Genomic DNA, 21489 nt, shown 5'->3' with positions numbered 1-21489 from the left:
GGCCTTCGGGCCAATCTCAGTCAGTTCACCAAGAACCGTTCGGGCTGAGCCTGTCGAAGCCAGGGCACTGCGTGTCAAAGCCCTTCGACAAGCTCAAGGCGAACGGATTAACTGACTGGCATTGGCCCGAAGGCCGCTTTGTCGTTGTGGCAGAGGACCTTCTCAAACGCCCCGCGCCCGGTCGCTCGCGAACTGCCGCCGGAATTCGCCGAAGCGCCCCGCATCCAGCGCCTCGCGGATCTCCCGCATCAGGTTCAGGTAGTAGTGCAGGTTGTGGATGGTGGCGAGCATCGGCCCCAGCATCTCGCCGCAGCGGTCCAGGTGGTGCAGGTAGGCGCGCGAGAAACCGCCGCGGCCGCCGTCGGCCCAGGGCACGCCCGCCGTGCCGGCGCAGGCATGGCAGGTGCAGCTCGGGTCCAGCGGCTGCGGGTCGTTGCGGTGGCGGGCATTGCGCAGCTTCAGGTCGCCGTAGCGGGTGAAGATGGTGCCGTTGCGCGCATTGCGGGTGGGCATCACGCAGTCGAACATGTCCACGCCCTGGGCCACGCCCTCGACCAGGTCCTCCGGCGTGCCCACTCCCATCAGGTAGCGCGGCTTGTGGGCCGGCAGACGGTGCGGCGTGTGGGCGGTGATGCGGCGCATGTCCTCCTTGGGCTCGCCCACGCTGACGCCGCCGACGGCGTAGCCGGGAAAGTCCATCTCGACCAGCGCGGCCAGCGATTCTTCGCGCAGGTGCTCGAACATGCCGCCCTGCACGATGCCGAAGAGGGCGTTGGGGTTCTGCAGCCGCGCGAACTCGGCCTGGCAGCGCTTGGCCCAGCGCAGGCTCAGTTCCATGGAGCGGCGGGCCTCGGCCTCGGTGGTGATGCGGCCCTGCGTCTCGTAGGGCGTGCATTCGTCGAACTGCATGACGATGTCGCTGTTCAGCACCGTCTGGATCTGCATCGATACCTCGGGCGTGAGCAGCAGCTTGTCGCCATTGACCGGCGAGGCGAACTTGACGCCTTCCTCGCTGATCTTGCGCATCGCGCCCAGGCTCCAGACCTGGAAGCCGCCCGAGTCGGTGAGGATGGGCCTGTTCCACTGCTCGAAGGCATGCAGGCCGCCGAAGGCGCCCATCACGTCCAGCCCGGGGCGCATCCACAGGTGGAAGGTGTTGCCCAGAATGATCTGCGCGCCCATCTCTTCCAGGCTGCGCGGCATGACGCCCTTGACGGTGCCGTAGGTGCCCACGGGCATGAAGATCGGCGTCTGCACCACGCCGTGGTTGAGGGTCAGCGTGCCCCGGCGCGCATGGCTGTCGGGGTCGGTGGCCAGCAGGTCGAACTGGAGGGCGGTCATGGCTTGGTGGACGGAGAGGGTTGGGTGGCCGAGGGCTGTGCGGGCAGCAGCATCAGCACGGTGCGGTTGAAGTCTTCCACCACCAGCAGGCGGCCGGCGCGGTCGACGGTGAGGCCGGTGGGGCGGCCCATCGGCCGCACGCCGTCCCTGGCCTGCCAGCCGGCGAGCCAGTCGATGGCGGGGCCGGCGGGCAGGCCGGTCTTGGCATCGAGCTTGAAGCCGACCACGCGGTGGCCGCTGGCCTGCGGGCCGCGCCAGGCGACGAGCAATTGCCCGGCATAGGGCGTGCCGGCGGGGCCGAGCGTCATCTGCAGCGGCGCAGCATGGGCTGGCCACAGTGCCAGCGGCGATTCGCTCTTGCTGCAGTCGTAGCGGCCTTCGTAGCCCTGGGCGTTCTTGCGTGCGCCGAGGCAGTAGGGCCAGCCGTAGAAGCGGCCACGCTGCAGCAGGTTCAGTTCTTCGGGCGGGCTTTGCGCGTCGCGGTAGTCGATGCTGTTCTCGCCCTGCAGCAAGCGGCCTTCGGGTGCGCCAGCCGTTGCGGGCAGAACCGCCAGCGCCATGCTGTTGCGCAGGCCGGTGGCGAAGGGCGCGAAGCGCTGCACGGTGCGCTGCGGGCCGCCCAGCTGCGCCTCGTACACGGCGGCGCGGGGCTTGGCGCCTTCGCCGTCGGGGCAGGGCAGGGCGGGGGCGTCCTTGCCGCTGCGGCAGTTGTCGCTGCTGGAGCCGACGTTGACGTAGAGCCGGTCGCCGGGGCCGAAGGCGATCTCCTTGAGCGGATGGCTGCCGTCGTCGGGCAGCTGGTCGATCACGGTCTCGCGTTGCGGCTCGGCGCCGGCGGCGCCGACGGGCGTGCGCCAGATCCGGCCGGCCTCGCCGACGTAGACCTTGCCGTCGGGGCCCAGCGCCAGGCCGGAGGGCCGGTCGAGGCCGCTGGCCAGCACGGCGAGGCGCGCGCGGCGCGGGGCGGGGCCGTCCGCGGGCAGCGTCATCTCCAGCAGGCGGCCGCGCTTCGGCTCCCACGAGCCCATGTCGGCGATCCAGTACCGGCCGGGCGCCACCTCCAGGATGCGGCGCGGTGCGCGCAGGCCCTCGGCCTCGTCGGCCAGCAGCGCGACGCAGGTGCCGGCGGGGCTGGGAATGTCCAGCCGCGCGAAGTCGCCGCAGCGGCCGGCGGGCGTGTAGCCGCGGGCGGCGGCCGGCAGTGCCAACGCCAGCAGCGCGCACAGGAGGGCGGCGTGCAGCAGGCGCCAGGCCGGCCGCGCCTCGTCAGCGGTGCGCGCGCCCTTCGACGCAGATGGGCGCGCGCTCATGCCGCCCGCTCCAGCAGCATCGCGTCCCCATAACTGAAGAAGCGGTAGCGCTCGCGGATGGCGTGGGCATAGAGCGACATCACGCGCTCGTAGCCCGCCAGGGCGCTGACCAGCATCATCAGCGTGCTCTTGGGCAGGTGGAAGTTGGTGACGAGCAGGTCCACGTGTTGGAAGCGGAATCCCGGTGTGATGAAGATCTGCGTGTCGCCCTGCGCCTGCCCGCTGGCGGCCCAGGATTCGAGGGTGCGCACGGTGGTCGTGCCCACCGCCACCACGCGGCCGCCGCGGGCGCGGCAGTCGGCAATCGCCTGCTGCGTGGCCGGCGGCACGTCGTAGCGCTCGGCATGCATCACATGCTCGGCGATGTTCTCGGTCTTGACCGGCTGGAAGGTGCCCGCGCCCACGTGCAGCGTGACGTTGGCGCGGCGCACGCCGCGGGCCTCCAGCTGCGCGAGCAGTGCCTCGTCGAAGTGCAGCGCCGCGGTGGGGGCCGCCACGGCGCCGGGCACGCGGGCGAAGACGGTCTGATAGCGGCGGGCGTCCTCGGCGGCGTCGGTGGCGCTTTCCTGCGCCTGCTGGCGCTCGATGTAGGGCGGCAGGGGCACGTGGCCGTGGCGCTCCATCAGCGTGTAGGGGGCGGCACCGTCGTCGCTCTCCAGCGCGAAGCGGAACAGCGGGCCGCCTTCCTCGGGCCAGCGGCCCAGCAGCGTGGCGCGGAAGGCCGGCTGGCCGGGCGCGGCGTCCATGCGCAGGACCGTGCCGACGGCGGGCTTCTTGCTGACCTTCATGTGGGCGGCCACTTCCTGGCCGTCCAGCACGCGCTCGATCAGCAGCTCCAGCCGGCCGCCGGTGGGCTTCTCGCCGAAGAGGCGGGCCTTGACCACCTGCGTGTCGTTGAAGACCAGCAGGTCGCCCTCGCGCAGCAGCGAAGGCAGGTCGCGGAAGATGCGGTCGGTGAGCCCGGGGCCGGTGCCGTCGAGCAGGCGCGAGGCGCTGCGTTCGGGGGCAGGCTGCTGCGCGACCAGTTCAGGCGGCAGCGCGAAGTCGAAATCCGAGAGCGTGAAGTCGGTGCGGGACATGCTTGAGGGCCGGACGGGCCCGTTCCAAGAAAGAAGCGGAAGCCCTCCGATGAGGCCGGCGAAGGATGCGGGCCTGCCGCGCGGGGCGGAGGAGGGCGGGGAGGCAGAATTGTCCCATGTCCGCGCGCCCCCTCGCCTCGCCTGCCCCTGCGCCCGCCGCGCCCCGCGCGCCCGGCAGCGGCGAAAGCCAGGTGCAGCGCGCGCTGAAAAAACTCGGCCTGGTGCGCGACATCGACTTCGCCCTCTACCTGCCGCTGCGCTACGAGGACGAGACCCGCATCGTGCAACTGGCCCACGTGCGCGATGGCGAGCATGCGCAGGTCGAGGGCACGATCGTGGACAGCGAAATCGTCTTCCGCCCGCGCCGCCAGCTCATCGCCACGCTGGACGACGGCAGCGACACCTGCCAGCTGCGCTTCTTCAATTTCTACCCTTCGCAGCAGAAGCAGCTGGCGCCCGGCAGCCGGGTGCGGGCGCGTGGCGAGGTGCGTGGCGGTTTCGTGGGCCGGACCATGCTGCACCCGGTCATCAAGGCGGCCGGCACGGCGCTGCCGCTGGCGCTGACGCCCGTCTATGCGACGACCGCGGGCCTGGCGCAGCCCGTGCTGCGCCGCGCCGTGCAGGCCGGCCTGGCGCGGGCGCCGCTGGAGGAACTGATTCCCGCCGAGCTGCTGCCTCCCAACGCCTGGACGCTGCGCGCCGCCCTCGAATTTCTGCACCACCCCACGCCCGACGTGGCCCTGGCCGCCCTGGAGGATCGCAGCCATCCCGCCTGGCAGCGCCTGAAGGCGGACGAGTTGCTGGCCCAGCAGCTGTCGCAGCTGGAGGCCCGCCGCGCCCGCGAGGCCCAGCGCGCGCCCGTGCTTCGCGCGGGCACCGGCGACGGCAGCCTGCATGCCCGCTTGCTGGCGGCGCTGCCCTTCTCGCCCACCGGCGCGCAGGCGCGTGCCGACCGCGAGATCGCCGCCGACCTGGCCCATCGCCAGCCCATGCACCGGCTGCTGCAGGGCGACGTGGGCTCGGGCAAGACGCTGGTGGCGGCACTGGCCGCGGCCCGCTGCATCGACGCCGGCTTCCAGTGCGCGCTGATGGCGCCCACCGAGATCCTGGCCTCGCAGCATTTCGGCAAGCTGGTCGGCTGGCTCGACCCGCTGCTGGCTGCCCAGGGCCGGCGCGTGGCCTGGCTCACCGGCAGCCAGAAGAAGCGCGAGCGCGACGCCATGGCGGCCGCGGTCGAAAGCGGCGAGGCGGCGCTGGTGGTGGGCACACATGCGGTCATCTCGGAGAAGGTGCGCTTCCAGCGGCTGGCGCTGGCCATCGTGGACGAGCAGCACCGCTTCGGCGTGGCCCAGCGGCTGGCGCTGCGCGGCAAGGCGTCGGAAGGCAGCGACGGCATGCAGGCGCTGGAGCCCCACCTGCTGATGATGAGCGCCACGCCCATCCCGCGCACCCTGGCCATGAGCTACTACGCCGACCTGGACGTCTCCACGCTCGACGAGCTGCCGCCGGGCCGCACGCCGGTCGTCACCAAGCTGCTGGCCGAGCACCGGCGCGACGAGGTCATCGCCCGCATCCACGGCCAGATCCAGCAGGGCCGGCAGGTCTACTGGGTCTGCCCGCTGATCGAGGAAAGCGAGGCGGTGGACCTGCGCAATGCCACCGCCACCCGCGACGAACTGGCCGACGCCCTGGGCGAGACGGTGCGCGTCGGCCTGCTGCATTCGCGCATGCCCACCGCCGAGAAGCAGGCCGTGATGGCCGACTTCAGCGCCGGCACGCTGCAAGTGCTGGTCAGCACCACCGTCATCGAGGTGGGCGTGGACGTGCCCAACGCCTCGCTGATGGTGATCGAGCATTCGGAGCGCTTCGGCCTCTCGCAGCTGCACCAGCTGCGCGGCCGGGTGGGCCGCGGCGCGGCGGCCTCGGCCTGCGTGCTGCTCTATGCGCCGGGCGACAGCGGCCGCGTGGGGCAGGCCGCCAAAGCCCGGCTGACGGCAATGGTCGAAACGGCCGACGGCTTCGAGATCGCGCGGCGCGACCTGGAGATCCGCGGCCCCGGCGAATTCCTGGGTGCACGCCAGTCCGGCGCGCCGTTGCTGCGCTTTGCCGACCTGGGCACGGACCAGCGCCTGCTCGAGTGGGCGCGCGAGCTGGCGCCGCAATTGCTGGACCGCCATCCGGACCAGGCCCACCGGCATGTGGACCGGTGGCTGGGGACGAGGGCGGAGTTCCTGAAGGCCTGAAGGGCTGCCCGCCGGCAGGGCTTCGCCCGCCCGGGACCGACGCGCATAATTGACGCAAGCTATGACCCTGACCGAACTCAAATACATCGTCGCGGTGGCGCGCGAGCGGCATTTCGGCAAGGCGGCCGAGGCCTGCTACGTCTCCCAGCCCACCCTGTCGGTGGCGATCAAGAAGCTGGAAGACGAGCTCGAGGTGAAGCTCTTCGAGCGCAGCGCCGGCGAGGTGACGGTCACGCCGCTGGGCGAGCAGATCGTGCAGCAGGCCCAGTCGGTGCTCGACCAGGCCGCCACCATCAAGGAAATCGCCAAGCGCGGCAAGGACCCGCTGGCCGGCCCGCTGAACCTGGGCGTCATCTACACCATCGGCCCCTACCTGCTGCCCGACCTGGTGCGCCAGAACATCGCGCGCACGCCGCAGATGCCGCTGATGCTGCAGGAAAACTTCACCGCCAAGCTGCTGGAGATGCTGCGCGCCGGCGAGATCGACTGCGCCATCATGGCCGAGCCCTTTCCGGATTCCGGTCTGGCCATGGCCCAGCTCTACGACGAGCCCTTCCTCGCGGCCGTGCCGGCCCAGCACCCGCTGGCCAGCCGCGAATGGGTCAGCTCCGACGAGCTCAAGAACGAGACCATGCTGCTGCTGGGCACTGGCCACTGCTTCCGCGACCATGTGCTGGAGGTCTGCCCGGAGTTCGCCCGCTTCTCCAGCAACGCCGAGGGCATCCGCAAGAGCTTCGAAGGCTCCTCGCTGGAGACCATCAAGCACATGGTGGCCGCAGGCATGGGCGTCACATTGGTGCCGCGGCTGTCGGTGCCGCCCGAGGCGCTCAAGCCCCGCAGCAAGGCGCGCAAGGATCTGGAGCCCATCGTGCGCTATGTGCCCGTGCGCGATGGCGAAGGCGGTGCCCCGCCGTCCCGCCGCGTGGTGCTGGCGTGGCGGCGCAGTTTCACCCGCTACGAAGCGATCGCGGCCCTGCGCAACGCGATCTATGCCTGCGAGTTGCCGGGCGTCAAACGTTTGTCCTGACGCGGTGCTGGCCTGCATCGCGGCCGGCTATGTCTTCGATAGAGTGCGGGGTGTTGCCTCCGGCAGGCCCCGGCGCCTAAGGTAGAGGCCTCGCCGCCCCGCTCTGCGGGGTGCACCCCGTTCCCGACCTCCCTCCAAAGGAAACCAGCATGGCCAAGATCCCCAAGTCGCCCAAGAAGGACAAGAACCCCATCGTGGCTGCTGCGCCCGCGGCATCTGCCGGTGCCGTGCCCGACAAGGGCGGTGACCGCGTGGCGCCGGAGTCCGGTAGCCGCAACGCGCCCATCATCAACATCGGCATCGATCGCCAGGACCGCGCCGCCATTGCCGAAGGCCTCTCGCGCGTGCTCGCCGACACGTACACGCTCTACCTCACGACCCACAACTTCCACTGGAATGTGACCGGGCCGCATTTCAACTCGCTGCACGCCATGTTCATGGCGCAGTACACCGAGTTGTGGAACGCCACCGACGTGATCGCCGAGCGCATCCGCGCCCTGGGCCACTATGCGCCGGGCTCGTATGCCGAGTTCAGCAAGATCGCCACCGTGCCCGACGTGCCGCTGCAGCCGCCGCGGGCCATGGAGATGGTGCGCATCCTGGTCAAGGGCCACGAGACGGTGTCGCGCATCGCGCGCGAATTCATCCCGGTGGCCGAAGAGGCGGGCGACGATCCGACCGCCGACATGCTCACGGCACGCTGCACCGTGCACGACCAGACCGCCTGGATGCTGCGTTCGCTCCTGGAAGAGTGAGCGCCAGTGCCACCCAGCCGCCCGCCCGCCGCGGGCGGCTTTCTCTTTATCTGGACCTGATCCGCTGGGACCGGCCCGCGGGCTGGCTTCTGCTGCTCTGGCCGACGCTGGGCGCGCTGTGGTTCGCCGCAGACGGTTTCCCGGGTTGGCACCTCCTGGCCGTCTTCGTGCTCGGCACGATCCTCATGCGCAGCGCCGGCTGCTGCGTCAATGACGTCGCCGACCGCGACTTCGACCGCCACGTCAAGCGCACCGCGAAGCGGCCCGTCACCAGCGGCGCCGTGTCGGTCAAGGAGGCGCTGGCCCTTGGCGCTGCCCTGGCGCTGGTCGCCTTCGCCCTGGTGCTGACGACCAACGGGCCGACGGTGGCCTGGTCCTTTGGCGCGCTGGCCATCACCCTGGCCTATCCCTTCGCCAAGCGTTTCGTCTCGCTGCCGCAGGCAGTGCTCGGCGTGGCTTTCAGTGTCGGCATTCCGATGGCCTTCAGCGCGGTGCGCGACGGCGCAGTGCCGGCGATGGCTGCCTGGCTTCTGCTGGGCAACCTGGGCTGGGTCCTGGCCTACGACACCGAGTACGCGATGGTCGACCGTGACGACGATCTGCGCATCGGCATCAAGACTTCCGCGATCACCTTCGGCCGCTTCGATGTGGCGGCGGTGATGGCTTCCTACGCACTGTTCCTGGCGATCTGGGGCGTGCTGGGCCTGCGCGCCGGGCTGGGCGGAGCGTTCGCGCTGGGGATGGCAGCGGCGCTGGGTCAGGCGTTCTGGCATTGGCGACTGATCCGCGACCGCACCCGGGAGGGATGTTTCCGGGCCTTCCGCCACAACCATTGGCTGGGCTTCGCCGTCTTCGCCGGCATCGTCGCCGGCTACGCCCTTCGCCCGTGATCCCGCAACACGGGTGTAGCGACGGCGCCAAACCAGGCGCTTGACAGCAATCCGCCTGCAACGCACAATAGCCGGCTTCGCCCTAAAAAGCGAACTCTTTCCGCCCAGACGGACGCGTGCAACCAGCAGAAGCGCCTTTCGGCTTTTTTGTGTGCGCCGACGACGGGCCCAAGACTGACCGAACAGGCTTTTCGCGCCGGTGCACTGCCGGGCGTCTGGCCTCAACGGTACAAGTTGGGAACTACTAGCAATGATCCAGACTGAATCCCGGCTCGAAGTGGCCGACAACACGGGCGCGAAGTCCGTCCTGTGCATCAAGGTGCTCGGCGGCTCCAAGCGCCGCTACGCCAGCGTCGGCGACGTCATCAAGGTGAGCGTCAAGGAAGCTGCGCCGCGTGGTCGCGTCAAGAAGGGCGAGATCTACAACGCCGTCGTGGTGCGCACCGCCAAGGGCATCCGTCGTGGCGACGGTTCGCTCGTCAAGTTCGACGGCAACGCCGCCGTCCTGCTCAATGCCAAGCTGGAGCCGATCGGCACCCGCATCTTCGGACCCGTGACGCGCGAGCTGCGTACCGAGAAGTTCATGAAGATCGTCTCGCTGGCCCCCGAAGTTCTGTAAGAAGGACAACGCCATGAACAAGATTCGCAAGGGCGACAAGATCATCGTGATCGCCGGCCGCGACAAGGGCAAGCAAGGCACCGTCAGCCTGCGCGCCGGTGAAGAGCACGTGGTCGTCGAGGGCGTGAACCTCGTCAAGAAGCACGCCAAGCCGAACCCCATGAAGGGCACGACCGGCGGCATCGTCGAGAAGGCCATGCCCATCCATCAATCCAACGTGGCCATCTTCAATGCCGCGACCGGCAAGGCCGATCGCGTCGGCATCAAGCTGGTGGACGGCAAGCGCGTGCGCGTCTTCAAGTCCAGCGGCGAAGAAATCAAGGCTGCCTGAGGTACACCATGGCCCGTCTGCAACAACACTACCGCGAAAAGATCGCGAAAGAACTGACCGAGAAGTTCGGCTACAAGTCGCCGATGCAGGTCCCCCGCCTGACCAAGATCACGCTGAACATGGGCGTGAGCGAAGCCGTGGCGGACAAGAAGGTCATGGACCACGCCGTTGCCGATCTGACCAAGATCGCCGGCCAGAAGCCCGTCGTGACCAAGGCCAAGAAGGCCATCGCCGGCTTCAAGATCCGCGAAGGCCAGGCCATCGGCTGCATGGTCACCCTGCGCGGCGTGAAGATGTACGAGTTCCTGGATCGTTTCGTCACCGTGGCCCTGCCCCGCGTGCGTGACTTCCGCGGTATCTCCGGCCGGGCCTTCGACGGCCGCGGCAACTACAACATTGGCGTCAAAGAGCAGATCATCTTCCCCGAGATCGAGTACGACAAGGTGGATGCACTGCGTGGTCTGAACATCAGCATCACGACGACCGCCAAGTCCGACGAAGAAGCCAAGGCGCTGCTGCAGGGCTTCCGCTTCCCCTTCAAGAACTAAAGGTGACCCTGTGGCAAAAGTTGCTTTGATCCAGCGCGAACTGAAGCGCGACAAGCTGGCCGCCAAGTACGCCAAGAAGTACGACGAACTGAAGGCGACCGCCAACGACGCGAAGAAGAGCGACGAAGAGCGCGCCGCCGCCCGCCTGGCGCTGCAGAAGCTGCCGCGCAACGCGAACCCCACCCGCCAGCGCAACCGCTGCGAAATCACTGGCCGCCCCCGCGGCACCTTCCGCCAGTTCGGTCTGGCCCGTGCCAAGGTCCGCGAACTCGCCTTCGACGGCGAGATCCCCGGCGTCACCAAGGCCAGCTGGTAAGCCAGGCAGGAGCAAGAAACATGAGCATGAGTGATCCCATCGCCGACCTGCTGACGCGCATTCGCAATGCGCAGATGGTCGCGAAGCCCACCGTGTCGGTCCCGTCTTCCAAGGTGAAGATCGCGATCGCGCAGGTGCTGAAGGACGAGGGCTACATCGACGGCTTCCAGGTCAAGACGGAAGACGGCAAGACGAACCTCGAGATTTCGCTGAAGTACTATGCCGGCCGCCCGGTGATCGAGCGCATCGAGCGCGTGAGCCGCCCCGGCCTGCGCGTCTACAAGGGTGCCGGCGCGATTCCCAAGGTCCAGAACGGTCTGGGCGTGGCCATCGTCACCACGCCGCAAGGCGTGATGACCGACCGCAAGGCCCGTGCAAACGGCGTCGGCGGCGAAGTGCTGTGCTACGTGGCCTAAGACGGAGGAACTGAACAATGTCCCGAGTCGGAAAAATGCCGATCACCGTCCCCGCAGGCGTGGACGTGCAGATCAAGGGCGACCAGATCAGCGTCAAGGGCGCTGGCGGCCAACTGTCCATCCCGGCCAACGCGCTGGTGAAGGTGTCGGCCGATGATGGCAAGCTGACCTTCGTGCCCGCCGACGAGTCGCGTGAATCGAACGCGATGAGCGGCACGGTGCGCCAGCTGGTCAACAACATGGTGCTGGGTGTGAGCAAGGGCTTCGAGAAGAAGCTGACGCTGGTGGGCGTGGGCTACAAGGCCGCTGCCCAGGGCACCAAGCTGAACCTGGCCGTGGGCTACTCGCACCCGGTCAACATCGAGATGCCTGCCGGCATCACCGTCGCCACCCCCACCCCCACGGAAATCGTGATCAAGGGTGCCGACCGCCAACGCGTCGGCCAGGTGGCTGCCGAGATCCGCGCGGTCCGCTCTCCCGAGCCCTACAAGGGCAAGGGCATCCGCTATGCGGACGAGAAGATCGTGATCAAGGAAACGAAGAAGAAATAAGAGGCCGCATGATGTTGACCAAAAAGGAACAGCGCCTGCGCCGCGCCCGTCAGACCCGCATCCGCATTGCCACGCAAGGCGTCGCGCGTCTGATGGTGAACCGCACCAACCTGCACATCTACGCCACCGTCATCTCCGGCGACGGCGCCAAGGTGCTGGCCACGGCCTCCACGGCCGAAGCCGAAGTGCGCGCCTCGCTGGGTGGTGCTGGCAAGGGTGGCAATGCCGCCGCCGCCACCATCATCGGCAAGCGCATCGCCGAGAAGGCCAAGGCCGCCGGCGTCGAGAAGGTGGCCTTCGACCGTGCAGGCTTCGCCTACCACGGCCGTGTCAAGGCTCTCGCCGAAGCCGCCCGCGAGGCCGGCCTGCAGTTCTAAGCGCCCGCGCAGAACAGGAATTCAAGATGGCAAAGATTCAGGCAAGAACGCAGAACGAAGGTCCCGAGGACGGTCTGCGCGAGAAGATGATCGCGATCAACCGCGTCACCAAGGTGGTGAAGGGTGGTCGTATCCTGGGTTTCGCGGCACTCACCGTGGTGGGTGACGGCGACGGTCGCGTCGGCATGGGCAAGGGCAAGTCGAAGGAAGTGCCCGCCGCCGTGCAGAAGGCGATGGAAGAAGCCCGCCGCAACCTCATGAAGGTGTCGATCAAGAATGGCACCCTGCACCATGAAGTGACCGGCCACCATGGCGCCTCCACCGTGATGATGTCCCCGGCTCCCAAGGGTACCGGCATCATCGCCGGCGGCCCGATGCGCGCCGTGTTCGAAGTCATGGGCATCACCGACGTCGTGGCCAAGAGCCATGGCTCGTCGAACCCCTACAACATGGTTCGCGCCACGCTCGACGCGCTGAAGAACTCGACCACCGCCTCGGAAGTCGCTGCCAAGCGCGGCCTGACGGTCGAAGAGATCTTCGCCTGAGCAGGAGAGACGCAATGACGACGCAACAACAGACCGTGAAGGTCCAACTGGTTCGCAGCCCGATCGGCACGAAGCAGTCGCACCGCGCCACCGTGCGTGGCCTGGGCCTGCGCAAGCTCAACAGCGTGAGCGAGCTGCAGGACACGCCCGCCGTGCGCGGCATGATCAACAAGATCGCCTACCTGGTGAAGGTGCTCTGACATGGAACTCAACAGCATCAAGCCCGCAGCGGGCGCGAAGCACGCCAAGCGCCGCGTGGGCCGTGGCATCGGCTCTGGCCTGGGCAAGACCGCAGGTCGCGGCCACAAGGGTCAGAAGTCGCGTGCCGGCGGCTTCCACAAGGTCGGTTTCGAAGGCGGTCAGATGCCGCTGCAGCGCCGCCTGCCCAAGCGTGGCTTCAAGTCGGCTTCGCTGAAGTTCAACGCCGAGGTCACCCTGACGGCGCTGGAGCAACTGGGTCTGGCCGAAGTCGACGTCCTGGCACTGAAGCAAGCGGGCCTGGTGGGCCAGCTCGCCAAGGTGGTGAAGGTCATCAAGGCTGGTGAACTGACGAAGGCTGTCAAGCTGACGGGCGTCGGCGCGACCGCGGGTGCCAAGGCTGCCATCGAGGCCGCCGGCGGCTCCGTCGCCTGAACCTGACGCGAAAGCAAGGCAGCACAGTGGCAACCAACGCGGCAACGCTCGCGAAGACCGGCAAGTTCGGCGACCTGCGTCGTCGGCTGGTTTTTCTGCTGCTCGCCCTCGTGGTGTACCGCATCGGCGCGCACATCCCTGTTCCCGGCATCAACCCGGACCAGCTGGCTCAGCTGTTCCAGGGTCAGCAGGGCGGCATCCTGAGCCTGTTCAACATGTTCTCGGGTGGTGCGCTGTCGCGCTTCACGGTCTTCGCGCTGGGGATCATGCCGTATATCTCGGCATCGATCATCATGCAGCTGATGACCTATGTCCTTCCCTCCTTCGAGCAATTGAAGAAGGAAGGCGAGGCCGGTCGCCGCAAGATCACGCAGTACACCCGCTATGGCGCGCTGGGTCTGGCTCTTTTCCAGTCTTTCAGCATCGCTGTGGCGCTGGAGGCTTCTCCCGGCCTGGTGGTGGCACCTGGTTTCGGCTTCCGGTTCACCGCGATGGTGAGCCTGACGGCGGGTTCCATGTTCCTCATGTGGCTGGGCGAGCAGATCACCGAGCGCGGCCTGGGCAACGGCATCTCCATCATCATCTTCGCCGGTATCGCCGCGGGCTTACCCAACGCCATCGGCGGGTTGCTGGAGCTGGTGCGCACCGGCGCCATGAGCGTGATCGTGGCCCTGTTCATCGTGGCGTTGGTCGTGCTGGTCACCTACTTCGTGGTGTTCGTCGAACGCGGACAGCGCAAGATCCTGGTGAACTATGCGCGCCGTCAGGTGGGCAACAAGGTCTACGGTGGACAGGCTTCGCACCTGCCGCTGAAGCTGAACATGGCTGGCGTGATCCCCCCGATCTTCGCCTCGTCCATCATCCTGCTGCCTGCGACGGTGGTGGGCTGGTTCAGCACTGGCGACAGCATGCGCTGGCTCAAGGACATCGCTTCGGCGCTGGCCCCGGGGCAGCCGATCTACACGCTGCTGTACGCAGCAGCGATCGTGTTCTTCTGCTTCTTCTACACGGCCCTCGTGTTCAACAGCCGCGAGACCGCCGACAACCTGAAGAAGAGCGGTGCGTTCATCCCCGGGATCCGTCCTGGTGACCAGACCGCCCGCTACATCGACAAGATCCTGCTGCGTCTGACGCTGGCGGGCGCGGTGTACATCACCTTCGTCTGCCTGCTGCCGGAGTTCCTGATCCTGAAGTACAACGTGCCGTTCTATTTCGGCGGCACCTCGTTGCTGATCCTGGTGGTCGTGACGATGGACTTTATGGCCCAGGTGCAGAACTACCTGATGTCGCAGCAGTACGAATCGCTGCTCAAGAAGGCCAACTTCAAGACGACGTTGGGTGGTTGAACGCAAGGTCGAGTGAACGCCCTGCCGCGACGAGCCGGGCACGCACATCGTGTTTCGGGCGTCCTAGGGTCGCCACAGTAAGAGTTAGGAGAAATGAAATGAGAGTTTCGGCATCGGTCAAGCCCATCTGCCGCAATTGCAAGGTCATCCGCCGCAAGGGTGTGGTGCGCGTGATCTGCACCGACCCGCGCCACAAGCAGCGCCAGGGTTGATTCGAGAGTTCTAGAGGACGCACATGGCACGTATTGCTGGCATCAACATCCCGCCGCACAAGCACGCCGAGATCGGCCTGACGGCAATCTTCGGCATCGGCCGTACCCGCGCTCGCAAGATCTGCGAAGCCTGCGGCATCGACTACGCCAAGAAGATCAAGGACCTGACGGACGCCGATCTCGAAAAGATCCGCGACCAGATCGCCCAATTCACGATCGAGGGTGACCTGCGTCGTGAAACCACGATGAACATCAAGCGCCTGATGGACATCGGCTGCTACCGCGGCTTCCGCCATCGTCGCGGTCTGCCGATGCGTGGTCAGCGCACGCGCACCAACGCCCGTACCCGCAAGGGTCCGCGCAAGGCTGCCCAGGCCCTGAAGAAGTAAAGAGAGAACAGCATGGCTAAAGCTCCTGCCAACAACGCCGCACAGCGTGTGCGCAAGAAGGTCCGCAAGAATGTGGCGGACGGCATTGCGCACGTGCATGCGTCGTTCAACAACACGATCATCACCATCACCGACCGCCAGGGCAACGCACTGTCCTGGGCTTCCTCGGGTGGCCAAGGCTTCAAGGGTTCGCGCAAATCGACGCCCTTCGCTGCCCAGGTGGCTTCCGAAGTTGCCGGCCGCGCCGCTGTCGAGCAAGGCATCAAGAACCTGGACGTCGAGATCAAGGGCCCCGGCCCGGGTCGCGAATCCTCGGTGCGCGCACTGGCTGCGCTGGGTATCCGCATCACGTCGATCTCCGACGTGACCCCGGTGCCCCACAACGGCTGCCGTCCCCAGAAGCGTCGTCGCATCTGAGGTGAGGCCGCCTGCGCAGTCCGCCTCCGGGCGGTCTGCGCGTTTTTGCGTTCTCGCTTTTCACAAGCCCACCGCCATCGACCGAAACGACTGATGGCTCCCGCGGCAGCAATGCCCGCGGCAGAAACCACAAGGAAAATACCGTGGCACGTTACCTCGGCCCCAAGGCCAAACTCTCCCGCCGTGAAGGCACCGACCTGTTCCTGAAGAGCGCTCGCCGCTCCATCGCGGACAAGGCCAAGTTCGACTCCAAGCCCGGCCAGCACGGCCGTACCTCGGGTCAGCGCACCTCCGACTTCGGTCTGCAACTGCGCGAGAAGCAGAAGGTCAAGCGCATGTATGGCGTGCTGGAAAAGCAATTCCGCCGCTACTTCGCCGAAGCCGATCGCCGCAAGGGCAACACCGGCGCCAACCTGCTGTCGCTGCTCGAGTGCCGTCTGGACAACGTCGTCTATCGCATGGGCTTCGGTTCGACCCGTGCCGAAGCGCGCCAGTTGGTGTCGCACAAGGCGATCACGGTGAACGGCCAGTCGGTCAACATCCCGTCCTACCTGGTGAAGGCCGGTGACGTCGTGGCGGTTCGCGAGAAGTCCAAGAAGCAGGCTCGCATCATCGAGGCGCTGCAGCTGGCCCAGCAGGTCGGCATTCCGGGCTGGGTCGAAGTGAGCATCGACAAGGCCGAAGGCACCTTCAAGAAGGCCCCGGACCGTGACGAATTCGGCGCCGACATCAACGAATCGCTGATCGTCGAACTCTACTCGCGTTAAAGCGAGACCCAGAGGCGACCGGTGGCGCTGCCGCGCAGCGCCACCCTTGAATGTTTTTGTACCCCCTCGAAGGCATTCGAGGCGGGCACTTCACCAGCCTTACCGGTGTAACGAGCCGGGGGTATTGAGAGGAAGTCCGCATGCAAACCACCCTGCTGAAACCCAAGACCATCCAGGTCGAGCAACTGGCTGCCAACAAGGCGAAGGTCACGCTCGAGCCTTTCGAGCGCGGCTATGGCCACACGCTCGGCAACGCGCTGCGCCGCGTTCTGCTGTCGTCGATGGTGGGGTATGCAGCCACGGAAGTGACGATCGCTGGCGTGCTGCACGAGTACTCGTCGATCGACGGCGTTCAGGAAGACGTCGTGAACATCCTGCTCAACCTCAAGGGCGTGGTGTTCAAGCTGCACAACCGCGACGAGGTTACGCTGAGCCTGCGCAAGGAAGGCGAAGGCCCGGTCACGGCCGCCGACATCCAGACGCCGCACGACGTCGAGATCATCAACCCCGAGCATGTCATCGCCCACCTGTCGCAAGGCGGCAAGCTGGACATGCAGATCAAGGTCGAGAAGGGCCGCGGCTATGTGCCCGGCACGATGCGCCGTTACGCGGACGAGCCGACCAAATCGATCGGCCGCATCGTCCTCGACGCTTCGTTCTCGCCCGTCAAGCGCGTGAGCTACACCGTCGAGAGCGCCCGCGTCGAGCAGCGCACCGACCTGGACAAGCTGCTGGTCGAGATCGAGACCAACGGTGCGATCACGGCCGAAGATGCCGTGCGCGCCTCGGCCAAGATCCTGGTCGAGCAACTGGCCGTGTTCGCGCAGCTGGAAGGCGGCGAACTGACCGGCATGTTCGAGCAGCCTGCCCAGCGCAGTGCCCAGCAGTTCGACCCGATCCTGCTGCGCCCCGTCGACGAGCTGGAACTGACCGTGCGTTCGGCCAACTGCCTGAAGGCCGAGAACATCTACTACATCGGCGACCTGATCCAGCGCACGGAGAACGAGCTGCTCAAGACCCCGAACCTGGGCCGCAAGTCGCTCAACGAAATCAAGGAAGTGCTCGCCTCGCGCGGCCTGACCCTTGGCATGAAGCTCGAGAGCTGGCCGCCGGCCGGCCTCGACAAGCGCTGAGAGGCCTTCGGGTTTCTCGCTCCACGGGGCAGTACCTGATCCGGCTGCTCCGATCAACTAAAGTCAAAAGGAAATCACCATGCGTCACGGCCTCGGTCTTCGCAAACTCAACCGCACCAGCTCGCACCGCCTCGCGATGCTGCGCAACATGTCCAACTCGCTGATCGAGCACGAAGCCATCAAGACGACCGTGCCCAAGGCGAAGGAACTGCGCCGCGTCGTGGAGCCGCTGATCACGCTGGCCAAGAACCCCACCGTCGCCAACAAGCGCCTGGCCTTCGACCGCCTGCGCAACCGCGACAACGTGGTCAAGCTGTTCAACGAACTGGGCCCGCGCTACCAGGCTCGCCCGGGTGGTTACACGCGCATCCTGAAGATGGGTTTCCGCGTTGGCGACAACGCGCCCATGGCGCTGGTCGAGCTCGTCGATCGTCCGGAAATTTCTGACGAAAAAGACGTGCAGACCGCGCAAGACTGACATATAATCTATTCTTCGACGCGCGATGGAGCAGTCTGGTAGCTCGTTGGGCTCATAACCCAAAGGTCGGAGGTTCAAATCCTCCTCGCGCAACCAAATTCAAGGGCCCTCTTTTGAGGGCCCTTTTTTCTTGGTCGCTCGGCCTGCGCCTGCCCGCCGAGGAGCTTCTGCACAATCCGGAAACTTTCTGCACAATGGCTCGTCATGCAGAGCCTGGTTCAGAAGATCGAGTCTCAACTCGTTTCTCTCCCGATTCCTGTATCGCTGCGCTTGCCGGACGGGCATCGCATCGACACCCCTGGCGCCAAGGTCCGGCTGGGTTTCTCGAGTTGGACCGGATTGGCCAAGCTCGCTGCGCGGCAGATCGGCAGTGTGGGCGAGGACTATGTCGAAGGTCGCGTGGAGATCGAAGGCTCCATGCGCGATCTGATGGCTGCTGCCGCCGCGCTCATGCCGGACAACCCGGTGGAAAGCGACACCGGCTGGTGGACACGCCTGCTGCGCAACGCCAAGTCCCGTGGCTCGCACACGCTGCGACGCGACGCCGAGCAGATCCAGTTTCACTACGACGTTTCCGACGACTTCTACGCCCTCTGGCTCGATCCGCGCCGCGTGTATTCGTGCGCGTACTACCGCGACGAGGCGATGACGCTGGCCCAGGCGCAGGAGGCCAAGCTCGACCACATCTGCCGCAAGCTGCGTCTGAAGCGGGGCGAGCGCTACCTCGACATCGGCTCGGGCTGGGGCGGGCTGCTGCTGTGGGCGGCGGAGCACTACGGCGTGGATGCCACCGGCATTACCCTGTCGAAGAACCAGCACGCGCATGTGGAGAAACTGATCGCGCAGCGGGGCCTGGAGAACCGCGTGCGCGTCCGCCTCATGGACTATCGCGAACTTGCGGCCGAGCAGCCCTTCGACAAGATCTCATCGGTGGGCATGTTCGAGCATGTGGGCAGCGCCAACATGGGCACCTACTTCCAGGATGTGCACAAGCTGCTCGCGCCCGGCGGCCTGACGCTGCAGCACGGCATCACCTCGGGCCAGCTCGACTATCGCCAGTTGGGCGCAGGCATGGGGGACTTCATCGAGAAGTACATCTTTCCCGGCGGGGAGTTGCTGCACGTGACGACCGTGCTGCGCGAGACCGCGCATGCGGGCCTGGAGATGGTCGACACCGAGAATCTGCGGCCGCATTACGCCCGCACGCTCTGGGCTTGGTCCGATGCGCTCGAAGCCCAGCTCGACAAGGCGCGGGAGGTGCTCGAAACCACCGCCGGCGCCGAGCGGGGTGCGCGCATCCTGCGCGCCTATCGCCTCTACCTGGCCGGCTGCGCGATGAGCTTCGAGCAGGGATGGATCGCCCTGCACCAGATGCTCTCGGCCCGACCCGACGGCAAGATTTCGTCCCACGCCATGCGCGGGGCCCAGTCGCTATACCCTTTCTCGCGCGATTACATGTACGCGCCGCGGTAGGCAGCGTGCCGACCCGGAGTCCGGGAACCGCGGCCACTGGCGCAGGTCACAACAACAAACAAGTGCGAAAAGGAGTTGCCGCATGCTGTACCGCTTCAAATCCCAGGCTTCGGCCGATGTGGTGATGCTCGAACCGAGCGCCCGCCATCTTCTGGAGATCATCGGCAAGACGCCGGGCGCACCCGGTGTCATCACCGTGGACCAGATGCCCGCCGCGATCTCGGCGCTAGAGGCGGCGGTCGCCAGTGAGGCGAAGATGGCCAGCCACGGCAATCACGACGCCCATGCCGTCGAGGACCACGAGGCACGAGCCGAGCAGGAGCATGTGTCGCTGCACCAGCGGGTCACGCCGCTGCTGCACATGCTCAAGGAGTCGCACGGCGAGGGCAAGGACATCGTCTGGGGCGCCTGAGCCCGTTCGATCCCCCACTCACAGGAAATCGGGCCGCATGCATCGCATGCGGCCTTTTTCATGGCGGCGCGATCAGTCGACCTTGGCGCCCGAGGCCTTCACCACCTGGGCCCACTTCACATGCTCGCGCTCGATGTGCTGCGCGAAGGCCGCAGGCGTGTTGCCGCCAGGGATGGCACCCTGGGCCAGCATCTTCTCCTTGACGGCAGCGGTGGCCAGCGACTTGGCGACTTCCTGCTGGATGCGCTGGACGATGTCGGGGGAGGTGCCCGCCGGCGCGAGCAGGCCGAACCAGGAACTGGCTTCATAGCCTTTGAGCGAGGGTCCGCCAGCCTCCTCCACGGTCGGCACGTCGGGCAGGGCGGCCGAGCGCTGGCTGCTGGTCACAGCCAGCGCCTTGAGCTTGCCGGCCTTGATCTGCTGCATGGACGAAGGCAGGTTGTCGAACATCACGTCGGCATTGCCGGCCACCATGTCGAGCAGCGCGGGGCCGGAGCCCTTGTACGGGATGTGCGTCATGAAGGTGCCGGTCATGCTCTTGAACAGCTCGCCGGCCAGATGGATGGAGGTGCCGCTGCCGCTCGAGGCCATGTTGAGTTGCCCCGGATGCGAGCGCGCATAGCGGATGAAGTCCTGCACGTTCTGGATGCCGTACTGCCTGGCCTTGTCGGCGTTCATCTCCATGACGTTGGGCACCGAGGCCACCAGCGTGATGGGCACGAAATCCTTGATCGGGTCATAGGGCAGCTTGGGATACAGCGCGCGGTTGATGCCGTGGGTGCCCACGGTGCCCATCAGCAGCGTGTAGCCATCGGGCGCGGAGCGGGCCACGATCTCGGCACCGACGTTGCCGCCCGCGCCGGCGCGGTTGTCCACGATGAACTGCTGACCGAAAGCCTTGGAGAGTTCCGGGGCCACGGCGCGGGCCAGGATGTCGGTGGTGCCGCCCGGTGCGAAGGGCACGACGATGCGCACCGTCTTGGTGGGCCACGTGTCCTGCGCCTGGGCGATGCTGCCGGCGCCAAGCAGCGCTGCAGCGAGGGAGGCCACGGCCACGAGGCGCCGACGCGGAATGGAATGCATGAAGAATGTCTCCTGACGGGGGAAGCCCGGGGGCCGCCTGCGGGATGAGCAGCTGCTGCACGCCTTCATGCGAAGGCGCAGTCCCGGGAAAAGGTCAAGACCTGGTTTTAACTGCGCAAGATCTTGCCTCGATGGGTGAAAACCCCTCTCGCCTGCGTCGTGAATACGCGTCGGCTCGCCAGGAGTCGGCACAATCTCGGTCTTTCGCCCGCATCCCTTTCCGGCCGGCCCCATGCCGCAGCGACTTTGCTTCCGAATTCCCGCTCGATGACCGTTGCCTTCCGCCTTCGCGCAGTCGCCGCCTGCCTGCTGGCCGCCGCCTCCTGCCTGTTGGTGGCGGGGTGCATGGACGGTTATCCGACCGAGGATGTGATGGCGCTCGACGCCATGGGGCCCGCCGAACATGTGCAGGCCCTCAACCGGCGCCTGGGGGAGGGCGGCGGCTCTCCGATGCGCGTGGCGATGAGTGCCGACTGCCGGCTGCAATGGCAGGGCGCGGCGGAACCCGCCTCATTGGCGCTGCCGGCGATCTCGGTGCGTTTCGACACCGACCCCGACACCGGGCGCTATCTCGTGCTGGTGGCCGAACAGGCGGGGCAGCCGCCCCGCACGGCCTTCGAGGTCAGGGACTGGGTGGCGGCGGTCGCCTTCCGCTCGCATCTGCAGCAGCTGCAGCACCTGTGCATGGCGCAGGCCGACGCCTGATCCGCGGGCGATCGCGCGGCCCGTTGCTTCCGGGCGCGTCGTGCGTCCGCCCTGAGTCCACGCAACCCGCCCGCCCGCTCGCACGACCGCGCC

The 21489-nt window shown here is 67.0% G+C and carries 28 protein-coding genes and 1 tRNA gene; 25 read left to right on the top strand and 4 right to left on the bottom strand.

Annotation, left to right across the window (positions count from 1 at the left end):
* Positions 1 to 162: 162 nt before the first annotated feature.
* The 3 genes from tgt to queA are packed head-to-tail and all read right to left on the bottom strand — an operon-like array spanning position 163 to position 3730.
* The gene (tgt, locus tag DFR41_RS01140; RefSeq protein WP_114801402.1) at positions 163 to 1341 is read right to left on the bottom strand and encodes a tRNA guanosine(34) transglycosylase Tgt; all 1179 of its coding nucleotides are present in this window, start codon (positions 1339 to 1341) and stop codon (positions 163 to 165) included.
* Positions 1338 to 2651, bottom strand: coding sequence for a PQQ-dependent sugar dehydrogenase (locus DFR41_RS01135; protein ID WP_244917613.1), 1314 nt, complete (start codon positions 2649 to 2651; stop codon positions 1338 to 1340). The genes tgt and DFR41_RS01135 overlap by 4 nt, the downstream gene beginning before the upstream one ends.
* The gene (queA, locus tag DFR41_RS01130; protein WP_114801401.1) at positions 2648 to 3730 is read right to left on the bottom strand and encodes a tRNA preQ1(34) S-adenosylmethionine ribosyltransferase-isomerase QueA; all 1083 of its coding nucleotides are present in this window, start codon (positions 3728 to 3730) and stop codon (positions 2648 to 2650) included. The genes DFR41_RS01135 and queA overlap by 4 nt, the downstream gene beginning before the upstream one ends.
* 116 nt (positions 3731 to 3846) lie before the next feature.
* Here queA and recG point away from each other — a divergent pair, with 116 nt between their 5' ends.
* From recG to DFR41_RS01010, 24 genes are all read left to right on the top strand, one after another.
* Positions 3847 to 5973, top strand: coding sequence for an ATP-dependent DNA helicase RecG (gene recG / locus DFR41_RS01125; protein ID WP_244917612.1), 2127 nt, complete (start codon positions 3847 to 3849; stop codon positions 5971 to 5973).
* 61 nt (positions 5974 to 6034) lie between these two features.
* Positions 6035 to 7000 (top strand): LysR substrate-binding domain-containing protein, encoded by a 966-nt coding sequence (locus tag DFR41_RS01120; RefSeq protein ID WP_114801399.1) that lies wholly within the window; start codon positions 6035 to 6037, stop codon positions 6998 to 7000.
* Between the two features lie 149 nt (positions 7001 to 7149).
* On the top strand, positions 7150 to 7755 hold the full coding sequence (locus tag DFR41_RS01115) for a Dps family protein (protein WP_017760919.1): 606 nt from the start codon (positions 7150 to 7152) through the stop codon (positions 7753 to 7755).
* Positions 7752 to 8645, top strand: coding sequence for a 4-hydroxybenzoate octaprenyltransferase (gene ubiA / locus DFR41_RS01110; RefSeq protein WP_017760918.1), 894 nt, complete (start codon positions 7752 to 7754; stop codon positions 8643 to 8645). The genes DFR41_RS01115 and ubiA overlap by 4 nt, the downstream gene beginning before the upstream one ends.
* Positions 8646 to 8895: 250 nt before the next feature.
* Positions 8896 to 9264 (top strand): 50S ribosomal protein L14, encoded by a 369-nt coding sequence (gene rplN, locus DFR41_RS01105; RefSeq protein ID WP_017760917.1) that lies wholly within the window; start codon positions 8896 to 8898, stop codon positions 9262 to 9264.
* A gap of 13 nt (positions 9265 to 9277) precedes the next feature.
* A complete protein-coding gene (gene rplX, locus DFR41_RS01100; RefSeq protein ID WP_017760916.1) occupies positions 9278 to 9595 on the top strand; it encodes a 50S ribosomal protein L24 in 318 nt (105 codons plus the stop codon).
* Positions 9596 to 9603: 8 nt separating this feature from the next.
* Positions 9604 to 10143 carry a 50S ribosomal protein L5 gene (gene rplE / locus DFR41_RS01095; RefSeq protein ID WP_017760915.1) on the top strand — a complete coding sequence of 180 codons (540 nt, stop codon included), beginning with the start codon at positions 9604 to 9606 and terminating at the stop codon, positions 10141 to 10143.
* Positions 10144 to 10153: 10 nt separating this feature from the next.
* Entirely contained in the window at positions 10154 to 10459 is a 306-nt protein-coding gene (gene rpsN, locus DFR41_RS01090) for a 30S ribosomal protein S14 (protein WP_043117682.1), read from the top strand.
* A gap of 20 nt (positions 10460 to 10479) precedes the next feature.
* Complete coding sequence (rpsH, locus tag DFR41_RS01085) at positions 10480 to 10875, top strand: 30S ribosomal protein S8 (RefSeq protein ID WP_017760913.1); 396 nt, start codon at positions 10480 to 10482, stop codon at positions 10873 to 10875.
* A gap of 17 nt (positions 10876 to 10892) precedes the next feature.
* The gene (gene rplF / locus DFR41_RS01080) at positions 10893 to 11426 is read left to right on the top strand and encodes a 50S ribosomal protein L6 (RefSeq protein ID WP_043117684.1); all 534 of its coding nucleotides are present in this window, start codon (positions 10893 to 10895) and stop codon (positions 11424 to 11426) included.
* Positions 11427 to 11437: 11 nt separating this feature from the next.
* Positions 11438 to 11803 (top strand): 50S ribosomal protein L18, encoded by a 366-nt coding sequence (gene rplR, locus DFR41_RS01075; protein ID WP_043117689.1) that lies wholly within the window; start codon positions 11438 to 11440, stop codon positions 11801 to 11803.
* A gap of 26 nt (positions 11804 to 11829) precedes the next feature.
* Positions 11830 to 12348, top strand: coding sequence for a 30S ribosomal protein S5 (rpsE, locus tag DFR41_RS01070; RefSeq protein WP_017760910.1), 519 nt, complete (start codon positions 11830 to 11832; stop codon positions 12346 to 12348).
* Between the two features lie 14 nt (positions 12349 to 12362).
* On the top strand, positions 12363 to 12548 hold the full coding sequence (gene rpmD, locus DFR41_RS01065) for a 50S ribosomal protein L30 (protein WP_017760909.1): 186 nt from the start codon (positions 12363 to 12365) through the stop codon (positions 12546 to 12548).
* A 1-nt stretch (position 12549) separates the two neighbouring features.
* Positions 12550 to 12981 carry a 50S ribosomal protein L15 gene (rplO, locus tag DFR41_RS01060; RefSeq protein ID WP_114801398.1) on the top strand — a complete coding sequence of 144 codons (432 nt, stop codon included), beginning with the start codon at positions 12550 to 12552 and terminating at the stop codon, positions 12979 to 12981.
* A 26-nt stretch (positions 12982 to 13007) separates the two neighbouring features.
* A complete protein-coding gene (gene secY, locus DFR41_RS01055) occupies positions 13008 to 14327 on the top strand; it encodes a preprotein translocase subunit SecY (RefSeq protein ID WP_017760907.1) in 1320 nt (439 codons plus the stop codon).
* Positions 14328 to 14425: 98 nt separating this feature from the next.
* Positions 14426 to 14539 carry a 50S ribosomal protein L36 gene (rpmJ, locus tag DFR41_RS01050; protein WP_017760906.1) on the top strand — a complete coding sequence of 38 codons (114 nt, stop codon included), beginning with the start codon at positions 14426 to 14428 and terminating at the stop codon, positions 14537 to 14539.
* A gap of 23 nt (positions 14540 to 14562) precedes the next feature.
* The gene (rpsM, locus tag DFR41_RS01045) at positions 14563 to 14928 is read left to right on the top strand and encodes a 30S ribosomal protein S13 (protein WP_017760905.1); all 366 of its coding nucleotides are present in this window, start codon (positions 14563 to 14565) and stop codon (positions 14926 to 14928) included.
* Between the two features lie 12 nt (positions 14929 to 14940).
* Positions 14941 to 15345 carry a 30S ribosomal protein S11 gene (rpsK, locus tag DFR41_RS01040; RefSeq protein ID WP_017760904.1) on the top strand — a complete coding sequence of 135 codons (405 nt, stop codon included), beginning with the start codon at positions 14941 to 14943 and terminating at the stop codon, positions 15343 to 15345.
* 143 nt (positions 15346 to 15488) lie between these two features.
* On the top strand, positions 15489 to 16112 hold the full coding sequence (gene rpsD / locus DFR41_RS01035) for a 30S ribosomal protein S4 (protein WP_017758444.1): 624 nt from the start codon (positions 15489 to 15491) through the stop codon (positions 16110 to 16112).
* A gap of 140 nt (positions 16113 to 16252) precedes the next feature.
* On the top strand, positions 16253 to 17245 hold the full coding sequence (locus DFR41_RS01030; RefSeq protein ID WP_017758445.1) for a DNA-directed RNA polymerase subunit alpha: 993 nt from the start codon (positions 16253 to 16255) through the stop codon (positions 17243 to 17245).
* Positions 17246 to 17324: 79 nt separating this feature from the next.
* Positions 17325 to 17723 (top strand): 50S ribosomal protein L17, encoded by a 399-nt coding sequence (rplQ, locus tag DFR41_RS01025; protein ID WP_017758446.1) that lies wholly within the window; start codon positions 17325 to 17327, stop codon positions 17721 to 17723.
* 19 nt (positions 17724 to 17742) lie between these two features.
* Positions 17743 to 17819: transfer RNA gene (locus tag DFR41_RS01020), tRNA-Met, on the top strand.
* A gap of 108 nt (positions 17820 to 17927) precedes the next feature.
* Positions 17928 to 19196, top strand: a complete 1269-nt coding sequence (locus DFR41_RS01015) for a class I SAM-dependent methyltransferase (RefSeq protein WP_114801397.1) — start codon at positions 17928 to 17930, stop codon at positions 19194 to 19196.
* 82 nt (positions 19197 to 19278) lie between these two features.
* A complete protein-coding gene (locus DFR41_RS01010) occupies positions 19279 to 19608 on the top strand; it encodes a DUF1840 domain-containing protein (protein WP_114801396.1) in 330 nt (109 codons plus the stop codon).
* Positions 19609 to 19680: 72 nt separating this feature from the next.
* On the opposite strand, the gene DFR41_RS01005 is transcribed toward DFR41_RS01010, so the two are convergent.
* Positions 19681 to 20691 (bottom strand): Bug family tripartite tricarboxylate transporter substrate binding protein, encoded by a 1011-nt coding sequence (locus tag DFR41_RS01005; RefSeq protein WP_114801395.1) that lies wholly within the window; start codon positions 20689 to 20691, stop codon positions 19681 to 19683.
* Positions 20692 to 20958: 267 nt separating this feature from the next.
* Between DFR41_RS01005 and DFR41_RS01000 the strand changes: the two genes are divergently transcribed.
* The gene (locus DFR41_RS01000) at positions 20959 to 21396 is read left to right on the top strand and encodes a hypothetical protein (protein WP_114801394.1); all 438 of its coding nucleotides are present in this window, start codon (positions 20959 to 20961) and stop codon (positions 21394 to 21396) included.
* Positions 21397 to 21489 lie beyond the last annotated feature (93 nt).

The sequence above is a fragment of the Pseudacidovorax intermedius genome (assembly GCF_003350475.1).
Lineage (GTDB): Bacteria > Pseudomonadota > Gammaproteobacteria > Burkholderiales > Burkholderiaceae_C > Xenophilus > Xenophilus intermedius.
Note: the sequence above shows the minus strand (reverse complement) of the source record. Positions and strands in the feature narration are given on the sequence as shown.